This is a genomic window from Rhodococcus jostii RHA1, from assembly GCF_000014565.1.
Taxonomy (GTDB): domain Bacteria; phylum Actinomycetota; class Actinomycetes; order Mycobacteriales; family Mycobacteriaceae; genus Rhodococcus_F; species Rhodococcus_F jostii_A.
Window position 1 is genome coordinate 3,542,965 of the sequence record NC_008268.1, and the last position, 17,018, is coordinate 3,559,982.

Consider the following 17,018-nt stretch of genomic DNA (forward strand, 5'->3'; position numbering starts at 1 on the left):
CGTACTTGAGGTTGCCGGCCGTACCCGGCCGCCTTCTAACCGTGGTGACGGCGGTACGCCTCGACAGCCCCCGGATGGCGAGGGACGCCGGCTGTCTGGATCAGTGATCGGGCGTCGAGGAACTGTGCGCCGACGGTATCGGCGGGGATCAGGTCCTGGGCTCGATCGATGAGAAGGTCGACGAGGGCACCGGCCACGGCGTCGGGCAGCTGCGGCGACGCGACGAGCAGGCTGGGAACCCCCACCGTCGCGGTCTCGGCAGTGTCACCGTACGTCCGGGCGGGGACCGAAACCGGTTCGTACATGGGCCCGTAGATCCTGCGCATCTCGACGTACTCGGCAGACAGGTCGAGTAGCCGGATCCCGCCGTCCGGACCGTGCCCGGGCCGAGGCATCGCCGCCGGGGTGGGTACGCCACCGGCCCACAGTGCGGCGGCGACCGTACCGTCGCGCAGGGAGTCGAGGACGGTGGTGAGTGACACCGGGCGCACCGTCACGTCGTCGACGGTCAGTCCGCTCGCCTCGAGGACCCGCCTTCCGGTTTGTGCGGTTCCGGAGCCGGGAGAGCCGAGACTGATCGCCTGGCCGCGAAGATCTTTCATCGAGTGAAAGGGTGAGCGCGCGGGCACCGCGCACTGGAGATAGTTCTCGTACACCCGGCCGATGGCCAGCATCGGAGTGGCCGACTCGACAGCGGAGTCGGCCAGCGTCAGCCCGATGAGTACCTCACCGGAGGCCAGCAGCGACAGGTTCTCCAGGGAACCGGTGGTGTAGCGCACCGTCAACCGGAGATCCCCACCCGAGGGGGGCGGAACGTCCGCAAGCAACTCGGCGAACTCGGACTGGAATCCGTCGCGCTCCCCGGACGCGATTTCGTACGTCCCCGTGGGCTGGGCACGAGCGCATCCCGACAGTGCGACCGCTACGGCCACACCGCCGATGAACTGTCGCCGGCTAATCATCGTCCAGCTTCTCCACGTGCGGTTCGAGCCACAAGCGTACGCGCAGACCGCCGGCGGGGGCCTCGTCGATGACGAGACGACCGCCGTAGGCCGCGGTGACGACCTCGACGATGGACAGGCCGAGTCCCGTTCCGGCCTGGTCGCTGGCCCGGAAGAAGCGGTCGGTGAGCTTGTCGCGCAGCTCTTCCGGGACTCCCGGACCGTCGTCTGCCACCCACACGCACACCGGAGAGCGGCCCGGTGCCGGCTCCACGACGACGCCGATCTCGACGGTGGGGTGCGGGCCCGCGTACCGGGATGCGTTGTCGATCAGCACATCGAGCACCTGGGACAGATCGTTCTCGGCGATCGCGACCGGAACACGGTCGACGTCGGGGGCTGCGACGGTGACCAGACGCGCACCACGTTCGCGGGCCGTCACCGACCAGAAGTCGACCCGGTCGGCCACCACCGACAGTGCGTCGCAGGCCGCCTCGGACCGATCCGCCCCGAATCGCGGTGTCTCGGCCGAGGCGAGCGAGAGAAGGCTGTCGAGAATGGTCTGCAAGCGTTTGGCCTCCTCGGTCACGCTGTGATAATCCTCGCGCGCACTGTCCGGCACACCGTCGTCGAGAAGGTCGAGGCGAAATTGCAACGCCGCAAGCGGGTTCCGCAGTTGATGGGCGGTGTCGGCGATCAGGCGCTGTTGCGCGTCCGCTGCCCGCAGCACCGCCGAAGACATCACGTCGAACGAATGCGCGAGCCGGCGCACCTCGGGAGGCCCGCCTGCCGCCGTGGCCGGCAGCACCGATTGTGGCGGCGCGGACGTCTGCGGCATCCCCGTGTCGGGCATGCGGCGGATGAGTTGCACGATCCCCTTGGACAAGTTCGCGAGCGGTCCGAGCACCCACCGGCTCAAGACGATCGCGAGGACGCCGAACGCGGCCAGAGCCAGCACCGCGCCGGCCGCGATCACGGCCCATTGCCGGAGGATGTCGGAGCGAGCCTCGGCGGTCGAGGCGCGCAGCACGATGGTGCCGTTCACCTGAGCGCCCGACCCCACCGGCTTGACGAACAGGGCCTCGTCGTCGCTCCATGGGAACAACCGGTCGACGGTGGAGACCCGCTCGTTGCGCAGTCCGCTGCGAATCGCCGCCTCGATCCCGGGTTCGTTGCCGTCGAGGCCTACCCCGAGGGTCGGGACACCACGCGTGGAGACCACCAGAACGCCCTCGCTGTACACGTCGTCGTACGCCTCGACCTCGCCGGCGATCCGCGCCGGGTCGCCGGTCCTGACGTACTCCTCGGCGAGGACGGCGAACCGTTGGATGTCGCCCTCGCGGCCGAGTGTGAACTCCTGCGTCCGCGCGTCCGCAGTCGCGAGCGCGAGGGGAATCGCGAAACTCGCGACCGCGCAGGATCCGAGTATCGCGAGAATCAGCAGTAACCGTCGGCGCATGTCGTTTCGACCCCGAGGTCAGCACACCCACCGGTAGCCGAAACCACGGATGGTGCTGATCAATCCGGGTCGGTCCAGCTTGGCGCGCAGTGTGCCGATGTGGACGTCGAGCGAACGCGAGACCGCCACGAACGCGTCACCCCACACCCGGTCCATCAGTTGCTGACGGCTGACCGCGGCCCCCGGGTTCTCGAGCAGGATCTCGAGGAGGGCGAATTCCTTCGACGTCAGGTCGACCTCGGTGCCCGCCACGGTGACGGTGCGGGAATCGAGGTCGACGCGGACGTCGCCGGTGACCACTTCACGTGGTGCGCCGCCTTCGACGGCCATACTTCGCCGGCGCACCACTTCGATGCGAGCGAAAAGCTCGGACATACGCGCGGGCTTGACGAGGTAGTCGTCGGCGCCGCCACGCAGGCCGCGCACCACCGAACGTTCGTCGTCGCGGGCGGTCAGGATGATGACGGGGACGGCACTGACCTGGCGGAGCTGACGCAACACCTCGAGCCCGTCGCGGTCCGGTAACCCCAGATCGAGCAGGACGAAGTCCACCTCGCCGTGGTGCAGCAGCAGTTCCGACCCGAACTTCATCCGCACGGGCTGGTGTGCCTGCCGGGTCAGTCCCGCAACGATTGCGTTGCCGACGCCGTCGTCGTCTTCGACCACCGCGATGCGCATAACCGGCATTGTCCCCCGGCCGCGGTGCGCCGGGGGAACATTGCCGGAGGACGAGGGATCAGACACGCTCGAGTCGGCGGTCGTCGCGGTCTTCCTCGCGTCCGTCGCGGGCGTGATTCTCCGTCTCGGGATCGAGGGTGGTGCCGCCCTTGCCCTTGGCCATGAACAGCGCGGCAACCAGGGTCAGCGCCGAGCAACCTACGACGTAGTAGAAGAACGCCGATTCATGTCCGGCCTGCTTGAGAGCGAGCGCGAGAGGCTCGGCCGTGCCACTGAACAGGGCGGCGGTGATCGCATGCGGCAACCCGACACCGAGCGCGCGGACCTTCGTCGGGAACAGTTCCGCCTTGACGATCGCGCTCAGCGCGCTGTAGGCGGTCACGATGACCAGTCCGGTCATCATCAGGCCGAACGCGACGAACGCGTTGGTGGTGTTGCCGAGAACGGTCAGGATCGGGACGGTCAGCACGGTCGAGCCGACACCGAAGAACAGCATGACCTTGCGGCGACCGATGCGGTCGGAGATCAGTCCGGCCACGGGCTGCAGCAGCATGTAGATGAACAGTGCGGCGAAGTTGATCCACGCCACCGTTTCCGGGGCGATCCCCGAGGTGTTGATCATGTACTTCTGCAGGTACGTGGTGTACGTGTAGAACGCGACGGTGCCGCCGATCGCGAGGCCGAACACCATCGCGAGCTGCTTCGGGTACTGCAGCAGCAGGCGGAGGGTGCCGCGCTTGGCCGACGGCTTCGTGCCGGATGCCTTCTCGGCAGCAATCTGGGCCGCTTCCTCCTTGTACTGGTCCGACTCGTCCATCCCACGACGGAAGAGCATCACGGTCACGGCGGCGATCGCGCCGATCACGAACGGAATACGCCAACCCCAGGCCTGCATCTGGTCGATGGTCAGAAGCTGCAGCAGAATGATCTGGACGCCGAGCGCGGCGAGCTGACCCAGAATGATCGACACGTACTGGAAGCTCGAGTAGAAGCCGCGTCGGCCGGGCGTCGCGACCTCGGACAGGTACGTCGCGCTGGAAGCGAATTCGCCTCCCACGGAGAGTCCCTGGATCAGCCGCGCCATCACCAGCAACGCCGGGGCGAGCATTCCAATCGCCTCGAAACTCGGTGTCGCAGCGATGATCAACGATCCTGCGGCCATCATCAGCACCGACAACGTCAGAGCGTTCTTGCGCCCGTACCTGTCCGCGTATCGACCCAAGATGTAGCCACCGATCGGGCGCATCAGGAATCCGACGGCGAAAACCAGTGCCGTGGAGAGAAGCTGGGCAGTCGTGCTGCTCTGCGGGAAGAAGGACGCCGCGAAGAACACGCTGAACGCTGCATAGACGAACCAGTCGTACCACTCCACGAGGTTGCCGATGCAGCCGCGAACCACGTTCGCTACAACCCGCCTCTCGCCGGTCGACGACGTTGGGTTCGAAGTCGTGTGTCGCATGATGTTCCTTCCTCGACTGCTGTGATGATGCATAGCCACTGACACCAATGTGGTCGCCACCACAGCGAGAGGGAAGGGATGGGCCGCTTTCCTTACATTCGCTTTAGACGGCACCGCAGCGGGTCGGTCCGAGCCCACCCGAGGGTGAGCCTTATCGGCATCGGCCGAGCTCGAGGCCATTTTTCTCGTCGCGACCCGAGTTGACGTCTGTCATGCCTTCACGTTCCGCGGTCGCATGCCCGATCGGCATGGTTCCATCACGAAATAGCATTTTCCAACGCCGTCCATCACACATCAGAATATTGGCGACACCGACTTCCCCAAGAAGGAGCCACCATGCAGACCGTCGAGAAAGAGACTCCGGTATGGCAGAAGGAGATCTTCGAGATCCTGAAGTCCGGAGACGTCAAACAGATTACCTACGTCCCCGATGCCGGACATTCCCACGCCATCCGTGAGGCACAACAGGACCCCGACATCCGAGATGTCGTGCTGACCACCGAGGAAGAAGGTGTCGCGGTCGTCAGCGGAGCATGGCTCGGCGGCCAACGGTCGGTTCTGCTCATGCAGAGCAGCGGAGTGGGTAACTGCGTCAACATGTTCTCGCTGTTGGAGATGTGCAAGTTCCCGTTTCTGACGCTGGTCACCATGCGGGGGGAGTACGCCGAGTTCAACCCGTGGCAAAGCCCGATGGGACAAGCCACTCAGGCGGCTCTGGAAATCATGGGGATCACCGTTCACCGCGCAGATCATCCCGACGAAGTCGCAGATGTGGTCGCGGCGGCCTTCGACTCCGCGTTCCTGGCCGGTGAGCGCGTCGCAGTCCTCCTGGGCCAGAGCCTGATCGGACGCAAGAAGTGGGAGAACATGTGATGAGTGCCGATACTACATCCAGGATCGATCGACGCCTCTTCGTGGCAGACCTGCTGTCCGAGGTACCCGACGCGCTCATGGTCACCGGGCTGGGGTCGCCCTCCTACGACGTGTGTGCCGCCGGCGCCAGGCCGCGCATCTTCTATCTGTGGGGTGCCATGGGCGCCGCAACACCGCTCGGACTCGGTCTCGCGCTGGCGCAGCCCGACGAATCCGTTGTAGTGATCACCGGCGACGGCGAACAACTGATGGGAATCGGCGCACTCGGGACGATCGCCGTCCAGGCTCCGCCCAATCTCACCATCGTGGTACTCGACAACGGCCACTTCGGCGAGACCGGGATGCAGCCGAGTCACTCCAGTCTCGGAACCGACCTTTGCTCAGTGGCACAGGGATTCGGAATCGAGACGACATTGAGGATCGACTCGCACGACGGGTACGCGCAGATCGGCGACCACGTCCGCGCTCGTCGCGGAACGACGTTCGCGCAGGTACTCATCTCGAGTGCAGAAGCCCCGCGTGTGCTACCCCCGCGCGACGGCATCCACGTCAAGAACATCTTCCGGGCCGAACTCGGGTTCTCCCCCTTCTGACGAGAGCGAGGCAGCGATGCAGCGATATCCGCTCCACATCGACGGCACACAGCGGCACCCCCGGGACGATCGCTGGATCACCAGCGACAACCCGTACACCGGTAAGCCGTGGGCAGAGATCGCGCGGGGAAACGACAACGATGTCGACGAGGCCGTTCGGGCCGCCCACTGCGCGTTCACCGAAGGCCCGTGGTCGAGCACGACCGCGACCGACCGCGGGCGGGTATTGCGCGACATCGGTGACCGCATCGCCGAGGACGCCGATCGGCTCGCCCGAATCGAAGTGCAAGACAACGGAAAACTGCTCTCCGAGATGGGTGGGCAGGTCGACTACGTCCCGCAGTGGTTCTACTACTACGGGGGGCTGGCCGACAAGATCGAGGGCACCGTGCTCCCTCTCGACAAGAAGGGCTACTTCGCCTACACCAGGCGCGAGCCCATCGGGGTCGTCGCCGTCATCACCCCGTGGAATTCGCCGCTGCTGCTCCTGGCGTGGAAACTGGCGCCTGCCCTGGCGGCGGGATGCACGGTGGTGATCAAACCGTCCGAGTTCACTTCGGCATCCACCCTCGAACTGGTGAAACTTCTCGAAGAAGCGGGCCTGCCGCCGGGAGTGGTCAACGTGGTCACCGGATTCGGCGACGAGGTCGGCAGCCCCCTAGTAGTACTTTGTTAGGTTGGGAAGGTGTGGTCACAGAGTGGGCAGGTACCGATCCAACGGGCAAGTGCGCGTTGGAGTTCGCGGAGAACGGCGTAGAGGCTCAGTCCTGCCCAGCTGCTTTTGGGTCGGTGAGTCGGAGGGTGGTGAGGAATAGGTGAGCGGCGGTGACCAGGGTGGCGTGGTGATGCCAGCCCAGCCAGGAACGACCCTCGAAATGATCCAGTCCGAGACCGGTTTTCAGCTCCCGGTAATCGTGCTCGACGCGCCAGCGGAGTTTCGCCAGGCGCACGAGTTCTTTCAGTGGGGTGTCGGCGGGCAGGGTGGAGAGCCAGTAGTCGGTCGGTTCGTCGGCGCCGGCGGGCCACTCGGCGAGCAACCAGAGCTCGGGCAGGGTGCCGTCGTCGGCGCGGGGAATGTCGCGGTTCGCCGGGCGGAGGCGCAGTGCGGCGAACCGCGAGCGCATCGCCGCGGTCGGATTGGTCGGGTCGGCCTTGCCGCCGCGGCGCCAGGTCACCGTCCGCAGGGCCTTCCGTCCGGCGGCCAGGACCAGGTCCTTGCAGCTGGCGGCCGGTCCCGGGTAGCGCGGGGCCGGTTGCCGTCCGCGCCCGCTGTAGGGAGGTGTCTCGGGGACCGCGTCGCCGGGAAAGGCGCTGGTGGACCCCTTGACGGCGACGACGTAGTCGATGCCCCGCTCGGTCAGCGAGAGCCGGAAGGCGGTGGCGTCGCCGTAGCCGGCGTCCGCCACCGTGGTCGGCGGAATCCGGCCCCACTCGATCAGCTCGTCGATCATCTCGATCGCCATCTCCCACTTGGTGCGGTGCTGCTCCGCGTCGGGGATCGCGGACCGCTTCCTGCGGGCGGCGATCTCCGCGACCGCATCGGGATCGGTGGTGGACCGATCGTCCCAGCTCTGCGGCAGGAACAGTCGCCAGTCCAACGGGGCCGACGCGGCATCGGTGGCCGCGTGCACGCTGACCGCGATCTGGCAGTTGCCGACCTTGCCGAGGGTGCCCGAGTACTGCCGGGCCACACCCGGCGAGCGGTCGCCGTCCTTGACGAACCCGGTGTCGTCGATGACCCACGCATCCGGGGCGATCAGATCGCACGCTTTGCGGGAGAGGGTTTTCCGTACCGGAACCACGTCCCACGGCGAGGTCGTCACGAACTGCTGCAACTGTTGATGGTCGACCTGCAACCGCTGCGCCATCGGCTGCATCGACTTCCGCCGGCCGTCGAGCATCAACCCCCGCGCATACAGCCCCGCCTTCTCCCGTTGATCCTTCCGTGCCAGCGACGAGAACACCTCACCGACAAACGTATCCAACTGTTCCCCGACCCGGGCGAGAGCGGCTGTATCCATGCCCGCATGCTCTCGAGAAAACCACGAAAACTCGAGCCGACACGCCGAGCTAACAAAGTACTACTAGTCGACCACCCACTGGTCAAGAAGGTCAGCTTCACCGGGTCCGACCTCACCGGACGCCGGATCAACGAGCAGGCCGCCCGAAGCTTCAAGCACGTCAGTCTCGAACTCGGCGGCAAGTCACCGAATATCGTGTTCGACGACGCAGACCTGGACTCTGCCGTCAACGGGGTCGTGTCGGGAATCTTCGCCGCCACCGGCCAAACCTGCATCGCCGGATCCAGGCTCCTGGTGCAGCGATCGATTCACGACAGCTTCGTCGACAAGGTCGTCGACCTCGCTCGCACCGCGCGGATGGGTGACCCCCTCGATCCGCACACACAGGTCGGGCCGATCACCACCCGGCCGCAGTTCGCGAAGGTTCTCGAATACCTCGACGTCGCCAAGCACGACGGAGCCCGGGCAGTGCTCGGCGGCTCGGCGGCGCAACGACCCGAGTGCGGCAACGGCTGGTTCGTCGAACCCACGATCTTCACCGGCGTCGACAACAGCCACCGCCTCGCACAGGAAGAAGTGTTCGGCCCGGTACTCGCGGTCATCCCGTTCGACGACGAGCACGACGCGGTTCGTATCGCCAACGACGTCCGGTTCGGCCTCGGTGCCGGAGTGTGGACGAGTGACATCGCCCGGGCCTTCCGCATGGCCGAGGCGATCCAATCCGGAACGGTCTGGGTCAACACCTACCGGGCAGTGAGCTTCATGGCGCCCTTCGGCGGCGTCAAAGACTCCGGTCTCGGCCGGGAGAACGGAATCGGAGCACTGGACGAATACCTGCACACCAAGAGCGTCTGGATCAACACCGGAGCCCCATCCGGCAATCCCTTCGTCATGCGCTGACGCGCCTGTGAGTACTTATTAACCGTGGGGGGTTAACAAGTACTCACGGGCGCGTGAGCGCACAGGGGTGGGCAACGAGCACCCTAGGGTGTCTGTCGAACCGCTTGCCCGGAAGGCAGTGTTGTTGTGGCCAAGGAATACTCGACCACACACCACCAAGGACACCGCATGTTTCGCCACACTGCCATTCGCGCCGGCCTGATGTTCGCCGCGGTCGCGTTCTCTCTCACCGGCGCAGCCGGAATCGCGCACGCCATGCCCGCCTCGTCGGGCACTGATGTCGCGGTGGCCTCACAGTCGGACCGCGATGCCCGCGACCGGGATCGGCGCGACCGTTTCGACGACGACGAGCAGGCCATGCTCTGCGAAGGTCAGGCCATCGTCGACCGACCCAGCTGCTCGTCTTTGCCGTACTGATTCGCATCGATCGGACGGCCCTCCGTCGGCGCCGCTGCCGCGTTCAGTGCGGCAGCGGCGGTCGAACCGATGCGGCAGGGCGCGTATCGTCTGCTGCACGGTAACCCCGCACCCGATGGCGTCGCCCATCGGTCCGCCTACTGCGCGGGGTCTGACGATGCTCGACGAACGACCACGACGCACCCCTGACCATGCCTCACCCCGGACGCTCACGGTCTTCGTCGACGACGAGCCTGTCGCCGCAGACTCCGTCTGGCACCCGGGTGACACCGTGACCACCGCCCTCTCGTGGCTCGACGAGCAGCAGCTTCCCGCCGAGCTTCGATCACTGGCAGAGGAGGTCGAGAGTCGGAAGAACGGTGTCGGCCGAGGAGTCTTCTACGTCGACAGGTACCCGGGGTTCTCCCCTCAGCCCGTGCTGTCCGTGAGCGGAGTGGTCGCGACCATCGAGGTCGTCGCGAACCTCGAACTGCACACCGACCAGGGCTGGAAACTGTTGCCCGACAACGTACACATGTGGGACGTACCCGACACGGGCACGTGGCGCATGCCGAATCGGCAGTACTCGGTGCCCGGCACGTCCGGTGACCTTCGGTTCGTCGAACAGCACGAGTTCATCGAGCGGTACGGCGTCACCACACCGACCTTCCGTCGCGATTCACGATACTTCCGGGTGGCTCTCTACCTGGCCGAGTGAGAGCTACCGCCTACCGAAGGTCGATCCGCACATCCCGGAACTCGAAGATGCCGACAACCCAGTCGAAGGCCGTGGGCCCGTCCTCCCTCAGCGCGCGCTCGAGATCGGCACGCACCCTCTCCCGGTTCGTCGGGTGGCACTGCGCGAGACGCTGCTCGAGCTGACGCGCAGTCTCTGCATACCCGAGGGCCTCGCGGGATCTGTCGCTGTTCTCCCATACGAAGAGGAAACCACCGTCATCAGGCGTGCCGTATCCACCGGTGAGGCAGTCGGCGAACGCATCCAGGTTGCGGCCGAAGTACCCGCCTTCACCGCGTACCGCTTCTCCGACCACCGTGAAGACGTCGTCGAGCGTGTGGATGCGCGCGCCGTCGATCACGTACATCACGGGTTGTCCGGTCATGGTTCGATCATTCCCCACCCGACAGGTGGAGGGTTCGTGAAGAGCTCGGACCAGCGGACCTCGGGATGCGTCGCGAGCAGTGCCCGGCGCTGCCGTTCCGTCATCCCACCCCAGATGCCGAATTCGACTCGATTGTCGAGTGCGTACGCACCGCATTCCATCAGCACCGGGCAGTGCCTGCAGAGGGCGGCGGCTTTGCGTTGCGCGGCGCCTGTGACGAAGAGCTGATCCGGGTCTCCTTCTCGACACTGAGCCCGCGTTATCCAGCCGAGGTCCGCTGCGGGGTGTGCGAGGTCGTGACGCCTGTTCGGTTTGCTCATGTGGAGCCATCCCATCTCGAAGACCGAGCACAGTCAGGGCACTGGGAATGCGGGCACGGCCCGATGGATCGTGTGAAAGGTTCGGTTGCGGACAGATTTTCGCAACGCCTCGGCTCCGGCGACGAGGTGCGATCGACAATTGCACCGCTGACAGATTAACTGCACTCCGTGCCGAGCGCGCGTCGGAGGTCGGCCCTGCCGTCGTGGGTGCAGACTGGATCCATGGTGTCGACGCAGCGGGAGCGGGAAGACAAGTACGAGGTGGGGCTCGAGTTCGTTCTGCCGGATCTCGAGGACGTGTTGCCTGCCGGTGGACGGATCGAGCAGGGCACGGTGAATCTGAACAGCGTCTACTACGACACGGATGACCGCGATCTGCTCCGTCAGAAGATCACGTTCCGCCGCCGGACCGGGGACGCCGATGTGGGATGGCAGTTGAAGGTCCCCGCCGACAAAGCACGCACCGAGATTCGGATGCCTCCAGGGGAGAGTGACGCGGTTCCTGACGATTTGGCGACCATGATTGCGGGTGTCGCACGGGGTAAACCTGTGCATCCGGTGGCGACGCTGAAAACCGTGAGACGCACACAGCGACTCCTCGACCGGGACGACCGTCTGCTGGCGGAAGTGGCGGACGACCGGGTGCGCGGCGCCGTCGCCGGCGATCGCGCTGTCCTGAGTGAGTGGCGGGAGGTGGAGGTCGAACTCGGCGACGCCGGGGACGAGAAACTGCTCGGGAAGATCGGTAAGCGCGTCACCCGCCGCGGTGCGCAGCCGTCCCCGTATCCGTCGAAGCTCAGCCGTGTGCTCACCGTCGCGCACCTCGCCGTCGACGGCGGGGACACGACCCGAACGACCGTGGAAGCGGCGCTCGTCGACTATCTGGATGCTCAGGTTCAGGCGATCGTCGCCGGCGACGTGTGGTTGCGGCGCGGGCTGGACCCGGTCCACCCCACCCGCGTGGGGATCCGACGTTTCCGCAGCACGTTGCGGGTATTCACGCGCCTGTTCGAACCGGTCGCGCGGGCAGAACTCGACGCGGAACTGTCCTGGTACGCCGGTTTGCTCGGGGAGGTGCGGGATCGGCAGGTGCAACGCGCACGGTTCGCGGATGCGCTCGCCGCCCTGCCTCCGGAACTCGTGATGGGGCCGGTTGCCGCGCGCATCGAGAACGATCTGCTCGCCGAGCAACTCCGTCAGAGAACAGAGGTGATGGCAGCGCTCGACGGTGACCGCTACCGTGCGCTGCTGGCCACCCTGGCGCAGTGGCGCACCACTCCACCGCTGACCGCCGAGGCCGGCGACGATCCCCGGGTGATCGACAAGTGCGTACGGAAAGCCGAACGCAAAGCGCTCACACGCGTCGCCACCGCAGCTGCCGACGACGACGATGCGGCCCTGCACCGCGCGCGGAAGGCCGCCAAACGGGCCCGGTACGCCGCCGAACTCGCCGCACCGATTCTGGGAAAGAAGACGGCGAAGAAGAAGGCGGCACGGTTCAAGAAGATGCAGACGGTCCTCGGCGAGCACCAGGACAGCGTCGTCGCCGCGGAGACGCTCCGGACTCTCGGTGCCCGCGCCGGCGCGACACCCGGCGAGAACGGTTTCACGTTCGGCCTGCTGTACGGCCTGGAACTGCAGAAGGCGCGGCAGGCCCGGGAGGACGCCGCCCGGCTCGCGTCGGCCTAGAAGTCGAGGTCAGCCCGCCGGAATCGGAGCGAGGTACCGCAGCGTCGGGGACGGACCTGCACCGCAGTCGACGAACCACGCGCCCCCTTTCGCGGTCGCGCCCGAGGGCGGGACGTCCGGTATCCCTCGCGACCGCGCGAACTCGGCCAGCGCGTTGAGGATCTCCCCGTGCGTGCAGAAGATTGCCCGGTCGGCGTCGGGCTCGTGGAGCGTGGAAAACAGTTCGTCGGGGGACGCGTCCGGTGCCAGCAGCGGGTGATCGTGGACAGGCAGACCGCGCGCCTCGGCGAGTGGAAACAGGGTCTGGCGACAGCGGGTGGTGGGACTCGAGAACAGACTCGTGATCTCGATGCCGCCCAGCGCAGCGACGAAACCGTGGGCCTGCTCGTGCCCGAGTGGGCTCAGCGGTCGCTCGGCGTCGGGGCCGTGCCACAGCTTCTTCTCGCCTGCATGGGAGTGCCGGACCAGGACTAACATTCTCACCTTCTCCCGGCGCAGGGATTGTCGTTGAAGACTCCCACGCGGGACGCCAATTGGCCACCGCGAACAAAGGGTCGAAATGCTCTGCGGGGTAGCGGCACACACCCTCGACGGTCAGGTACGGAGGGAAGTGCGGATCCCGTAGATCACAGCCCCCAGCCCGAGGACGATCACACCCGAGATCACCGAGGCCAGGGGGAGGAACGCGGCGAGAACGAGGCACCCGACGGCGCCGACGACGGCAATGAGCCGCGACCACGGTTTCGCGGACAAGGTGCAGGCCGATGCGTTGGCGATCAGGTAGTAGACCAGCACCGCGAACGAGGAGAACCCGATGACGCCGCGCAGATCCGCTGTCGCGGCGAGGAGCGCCACCACCGCACCGACGGCCAACTCGGCCCGGTAGGGCACCGCGAACCGGGGGTGGACGGCGGTGAGCAGACGTGGCAGGTGGCCGTCCCGTGCCATCGCGAACGTGGTCCGTGACACCCCAAGGATCAGGGCGAGCAGCGAGCCGAGCGCGGCGATCACCGCGGCCACCCGGACCACCGGCTCGAGGCCCCCGAACCCCGCAGCGGCAACGGCCTGCGCGAGCGGATCCGTCGCGGCAGCGAGTGCGTCGGCGCCGAGAGCCGTCAGGACGGCGATTGCGACGCACAGGTACACGACGAGCGTGATCGCCAGAGCAATGGGGATCGCCCGGGAGATGGTCCGGGCCGGGTCCTTCACCTCCTCGCCGAGCGTGGCGATCCGGGCGTACCCGGCGAACGCGAAGAACAGGAGACCGGCGGCCTGCAGAACCCCGGTCGCGCCGTGGCCGGAGGTGATCTCGAGCCCGTCGAAGCCGGTATCGGAACCGGTAAGGCACACGACGACGATCACAGTGAGGACCGCGAGCACCGTGAAAACGATGACCCGGGTGACCAGGGCAGACTTCTGCACACCCAGGTAGTTCACCGCCGTGATGACGGCGACGGCGATCACCGCGACGAGATGCTCACGCCCGGGCCAGGCGTAGGCGCCGACGGTCAGGGCCATCGCAGCACACGAGGCTGTCTTGCCGACCATGAATCCCCAGCCCGCCAGATACCCGAAGAACGGTCCCAATCGTTCACGGCCGTAGACATAGGTGCCACCGGATTGCGGGTACAGCGCGGCGAGCCGGGCCGAGGAATGCGCATTGCAGTACGCGATCACCGCGGCCACGGCCAACCCGACGAGCAGGGCGCCTCCGGCGGCGGCCGCGGCAGGCCCCAGCGCGGCGAAGATTCCGGCCCCGATCATCGACCCGAGGCCGATCATCACCGAGTCGAACACCCCCAGCCGCCGGCGCAACTGTGGCGTCGCGGTCGGGTGCGCATCGTTGCCTTCCGAAATCTCGTCACCGGCCATTCGTGGCAGTCTCCCCTTCGGACGTGCGGATGTCGGGCACTCCAACGCTAGCGGTTGTCCGGAACTGACACGTGAACCATTCGGGGTCAAGCAGTTTCGGCGCGGCGACAGGATCACGTTTCACGACCAGGGCTGCGTCGGCCGTGGCGAGGGCTGGTGCGGGCATCGCGCGTGAAACATCGATAAGCGCGCGAAGGGGTGATTTCCGCCAACCGCTCGGACCATAATTGTTTCATCGGGAAAACGGATATCCGAAATCATGTGTAACCCGAGAATCATCGGCCGGTGAGACGCCGGGCGACAATCGAATCAAAGGTGACATCAGATGAACACGTTCGCATTGCGCACGGCGATTACATCGGCTGCGATCGCCGCCTCTTTTGCGCTCGGTTCGGGCGTCGTAGCGGCGGCACCGGCATTTCATGGGGACCCGAACACACCCGGCTCGCAGCTCCACGTCCACGCCGACCCCAACACCCCCGCCGACAACAACAGTTACCAGTGCGGGGCGATCGGCGTCGGCGGTGCCGGAGTCGGATCGAACGCTCCCGGACAAAGCGGGCAACTCAACGGCGTCTTCTTCGGCAGCGGCCCCGTCCAGGGTGGTTGCATCGGGAATGACGGGTCGGTGCACTTCCCGTCCGGACGTGCCGAGTAGTACGCGGCGCTCGGCCTGATCCGCGCCCTGGCCGTCCGGTGCGTTGCACTCTGATTCGACATCTGTCAATATCGACGCATGTCGAATCAGAAGTTGTCGGACGGTGGTGCGTGTTGCTCGCCGCTCGCGCGTGAACCATTGACCGAGGACTGGGCCGGGGATCTGGCCCGGATGTTCAAAGCCCTCGGCGATCCGGTGCGCCTGCGCCTGCTGAGCCTGATCGCCAGCCACGCCGGAGGCGAAGCCTGCGTGTGCGATATCTCCGAGTCGTTCGACCTGTCGCAGCCGACGATCTCGCATCACCTCAAGGTGCTCCGCGCCGCCGGCCTGCTGGACTGCGAGCGACGCGGCACCTGGGTGTACTACTGGGTGATCCCGTCGGCGCTGCAGCAATTGTCTGCTGTGCTACTGACCGAGAGCGGCACCGCCGTACCGTCCCCGACGTGCGCCGAGGCGCGGGCATGAGCGGGGCCACCACGACCGGACACCCAGCCGTCGTCGGGAAGCTTTCCACCCTGGACCGGTTCCTGCCGGTGTGGATCGGCGTCGCCATGGTCACCGGACTGCTCCTCGGCCGGATGATCCCCGGACTCGGGGACGCCCTGAGCGCCGTCGAGATCGACGGCATCTCGTTGCCGATCGCCCTCGGCCTGCTCATCATGATGTACCCGGTGCTTGCGAAGGTCCGCTACGACCGACTCGACACCGTCACCGGCGACCGCAGACTGCTCATCGGATCGTTGGTACTGAACTGGGTGCTCGGTCCGGCACTGATGTTCGCCCTCGCCTGGTTGCTCCTGCCGGATCTGCCGGAGTACCGCACCGGTCTGATCATCGTCGGCCTGGCCCGCTGCATCGCCATGGTCATCATCTGGAACGACCTCGCGTGCGGTGACCGCGAGGCAGCCGCCGTCCTGGTCGCGATCAACTCGGTGTTCCAGGTCATCATGTTCGCCGTGCTCGGCTGGTTCTATCTGTCCGTGCTACCCGGCTGGCTCGGCCTCGAGCAGACCACCATCGACACCTCACCGTGGCAGATCGCGAAGTCGGTGCTCATCTTCCTGGGCATCCCGCTGCTCGCCGGCTACCTCACCCGTCGCTTCGGCGAGAAGGCCAGAGGCCGCACCTGGTACGAGAGCACGTTCCTTCCCCGGATCGGGCCGTGGGCGCTGTACGGATTGCTGTTCACGATCGTGATCCTCTTCGCGCTGCAGGGTGACCGGATCACGTCCCAGCCGTGGGACGTCGTCCGCATCGCGATCCCGCTTCTCGCCTATTTCGCGATCATGTGGGGCGGCGGCTACGCCCTCGGCGCCGTCATGGGCCTGGGTTACCAGCGCACCACCACTCTCGCGTTCACCGCCGCGGGCAACAACTTCGAACTCGCCATCGCCGTCGCCATCGCCACCTATGGTGCGGCGTCGGGCCAGGCGCTGGCCGGTGTCGTCGGACCGCTGATCGAGGTCCCCGTCCTCGTGGGGCTGGTCTACGTGTCGCTCGCGCTCCGTTCCCGGTTCCGCGCGTCCGCTACGGAAGGTTCGCTGTCATGACCAGGCCCAGTGTGTTGTTCGTCTGCGTCCACAACGCCGGCCGCTCCCAGATGGCCGCCGGGTTCCTGGCCCACCTCGCCGGTGATCGGATCGAGGTCCGCTCAGCTGGGTCCGCGCCGGCCGCTACCGTCAACCCGGCAGCGGTCGACGCCATGGCCGAGATCGGGATCGACATCTCCGGCCAATCCCCGAAGATCCTGACCCCAGGGGCCGTCGAAACCTCCGACGTGGTGATCACGATGGGCTGCGGCGACGCCTGCCCCGTCTTCCCCGGGGTCAGCTATCGGGACTGGGCGCTCGACGATCCGGCAGGCAAGGGCGTCGACGCGGTTCGTCCGATCCGCGACGAGATCAAGGCGCGAGTCGAAGCGCTGATCGCCGAACTCGTCCCCGCCACCGCCTGAGACGCGAACCGGTACGAGTCGCCGGTCAGATCGCGGTCGCCTGCGTACCGTCCTTTTGACGGCAACCGGGGCCGCTCGCCTGCC

20 protein-coding genes are annotated in these 17,018 nt (G+C 66.5%); 11 read left to right on the forward strand and 9 right to left on the reverse strand.

Annotated elements, in window-relative coordinates:
* Positions 1–35 precede the first annotated feature (35 nt).
* Genes RHA1_RS16250 through RHA1_RS16265 form a run of 4 tightly spaced genes read right to left on the reverse strand, consistent with a single transcriptional unit; the run spans position 36 to position 4,537 of the window.
* Positions 36–962: a TAXI family TRAP transporter solute-binding subunit gene (locus tag RHA1_RS16250; RefSeq protein ID WP_011595996.1), complete on the reverse strand. Its 927-nt coding sequence runs from the start codon at positions 960–962 to the stop codon at positions 36–38.
* Positions 955–2,400, reverse strand: a complete 1,446-nt coding sequence (locus RHA1_RS16255; RefSeq protein WP_011595997.1) for a sensor histidine kinase — start codon at positions 2,398–2,400, stop codon at positions 955–957. The genes RHA1_RS16250 and RHA1_RS16255 overlap by 8 nt, the downstream gene beginning before the upstream one ends.
* 18 nt (positions 2,401–2,418) lie before the next feature.
* Positions 2,419–3,078: a response regulator transcription factor gene (locus tag RHA1_RS16260; RefSeq protein ID WP_050787317.1), complete on the reverse strand. Its 660-nt coding sequence runs from the start codon at positions 3,076–3,078 to the stop codon at positions 2,419–2,421.
* Between the two features lie 58 nt (positions 3,079–3,136).
* The gene (locus RHA1_RS16265; RefSeq protein ID WP_011595999.1) at positions 3,137–4,537 is read right to left on the reverse strand and encodes an MFS transporter; all 1,401 of its coding nucleotides are present in this window, start codon (positions 4,535–4,537) and stop codon (positions 3,137–3,139) included.
* A gap of 336 nt (positions 4,538–4,873) precedes the next feature.
* Between RHA1_RS16265 and RHA1_RS16270 the strand changes: the two genes are divergently transcribed.
* The 3 genes from RHA1_RS16270 to RHA1_RS16280 are packed head-to-tail and all read left to right on the forward strand — an operon-like array spanning position 4,874 to position 6,679.
* Entirely contained in the window at positions 4,874–5,410 is a 537-nt protein-coding gene (locus RHA1_RS16270) for a thiamine pyrophosphate-binding protein (RefSeq protein WP_011596000.1), read from the forward strand.
* On the forward strand, positions 5,410–6,003 hold the full coding sequence (locus RHA1_RS16275) for a thiamine pyrophosphate-dependent enzyme (protein ID WP_011596001.1): 594 nt from the start codon (positions 5,410–5,412) through the stop codon (positions 6,001–6,003). Before RHA1_RS16270 ends, RHA1_RS16275 begins: the two co-directional genes overlap by 1 nt.
* Positions 6,004–6,019: 16 nt before the next feature.
* Positions 6,020–6,679, forward strand: coding sequence for an aldehyde dehydrogenase family protein (locus tag RHA1_RS16280; protein ID WP_011596002.1), 660 nt, complete (start codon positions 6,020–6,022; stop codon positions 6,677–6,679).
* Positions 6,680–6,764: 85 nt separating this feature from the next.
* Here the strand turns inward: RHA1_RS16280 and RHA1_RS16285 are convergent, their stop codons facing one another.
* Positions 6,765–8,024, reverse strand: a complete 1,260-nt coding sequence (locus RHA1_RS16285) for an IS701 family transposase (protein ID WP_011595195.1) — start codon at positions 8,022–8,024, stop codon at positions 6,765–6,767.
* Positions 8,025–8,030: 6 nt separating this feature from the next.
* Between RHA1_RS16285 and RHA1_RS16290 the strand changes: the two genes are divergently transcribed.
* From RHA1_RS16290 to RHA1_RS16300, 3 genes are all read left to right on the forward strand, one after another.
* Complete coding sequence (locus tag RHA1_RS16290) at positions 8,031–8,924, forward strand: aldehyde dehydrogenase family protein (protein ID WP_011596003.1); 894 nt, start codon at positions 8,031–8,033, stop codon at positions 8,922–8,924.
* Positions 8,925–9,092: 168 nt separating this feature from the next.
* Entirely contained in the window at positions 9,093–9,341 is a 249-nt protein-coding gene (locus tag RHA1_RS16295) for a hypothetical protein (RefSeq protein ID WP_009476319.1), read from the forward strand.
* Between the two features lie 115 nt (positions 9,342–9,456).
* A complete protein-coding gene (locus tag RHA1_RS16300) occupies positions 9,457–10,038 on the forward strand; it encodes a hypothetical protein (protein ID WP_016881895.1) in 582 nt (193 codons plus the stop codon).
* 10 nt (positions 10,039–10,048) lie between these two features.
* Here RHA1_RS16300 and RHA1_RS16305 read toward each other — a convergent pair whose 3' ends face one another.
* Together RHA1_RS16305 and RHA1_RS16310 are read right to left on the reverse strand one after the other, a co-directional pair.
* Positions 10,049–10,441 (reverse strand): barstar family protein, encoded by a 393-nt coding sequence (locus RHA1_RS16305; RefSeq protein WP_011596005.1) that lies wholly within the window; start codon positions 10,439–10,441, stop codon positions 10,049–10,051.
* Positions 10,438–10,761 carry a WhiB family transcriptional regulator gene (locus RHA1_RS16310; protein WP_011596006.1) on the reverse strand — a complete coding sequence of 108 codons (324 nt, stop codon included), beginning with the start codon at positions 10,759–10,761 and terminating at the stop codon, positions 10,438–10,440. Before RHA1_RS16310 ends, RHA1_RS16305 begins: the two co-directional genes overlap by 4 nt.
* 222 nt (positions 10,762–10,983) lie before the next feature.
* Between RHA1_RS16310 and RHA1_RS16315 the strand changes: the two genes are divergently transcribed.
* A complete protein-coding gene (locus RHA1_RS16315) occupies positions 10,984–12,450 on the forward strand; it encodes a CYTH and CHAD domain-containing protein (RefSeq protein ID WP_011596007.1) in 1,467 nt (488 codons plus the stop codon).
* Positions 12,451–12,459: 9 nt separating this feature from the next.
* On the opposite strand, the gene RHA1_RS16320 is transcribed toward RHA1_RS16315, so the two are convergent.
* Positions 12,460–12,927 carry a SixA phosphatase family protein gene (locus RHA1_RS16320; RefSeq protein ID WP_011596008.1) on the reverse strand — a complete coding sequence of 156 codons (468 nt, stop codon included), beginning with the start codon at positions 12,925–12,927 and terminating at the stop codon, positions 12,460–12,462.
* 117 nt (positions 12,928–13,044) lie between these two features.
* Positions 13,045–14,322: an APC family permease gene (locus RHA1_RS16325; protein WP_050787318.1), complete on the reverse strand. Its 1,278-nt coding sequence runs from the start codon at positions 14,320–14,322 to the stop codon at positions 13,045–13,047.
* Positions 14,323–14,647: 325 nt separating this feature from the next.
* Between RHA1_RS16325 and RHA1_RS16330 the strand changes: the two genes are divergently transcribed.
* From RHA1_RS16330 to RHA1_RS16345, 4 genes are all read left to right on the forward strand, one after another.
* Positions 14,648–14,980 carry a hypothetical protein gene (locus RHA1_RS16330; RefSeq protein WP_041811548.1) on the forward strand — a complete coding sequence of 111 codons (333 nt, stop codon included), beginning with the start codon at positions 14,648–14,650 and terminating at the stop codon, positions 14,978–14,980.
* 78 nt (positions 14,981–15,058) lie between these two features.
* Positions 15,059–15,445 (forward strand): ArsR/SmtB family transcription factor, encoded by a 387-nt coding sequence (locus tag RHA1_RS16335; RefSeq protein WP_011596010.1) that lies wholly within the window; start codon positions 15,059–15,061, stop codon positions 15,443–15,445.
* Entirely contained in the window at positions 15,442–16,530 is a 1,089-nt protein-coding gene (gene arsB / locus RHA1_RS16340) for an ACR3 family arsenite efflux transporter (protein ID WP_011596011.1), read from the forward strand. Before RHA1_RS16335 ends, arsB begins: the two co-directional genes overlap by 4 nt.
* Positions 16,527–16,934 carry an arsenate reductase ArsC gene (locus RHA1_RS16345; RefSeq protein WP_011596012.1) on the forward strand — a complete coding sequence of 136 codons (408 nt, stop codon included), beginning with the start codon at positions 16,527–16,529 and terminating at the stop codon, positions 16,932–16,934. Before arsB ends, RHA1_RS16345 begins: the two co-directional genes overlap by 4 nt.
* Positions 16,935–17,018: the final 84 nt, after the last annotated feature.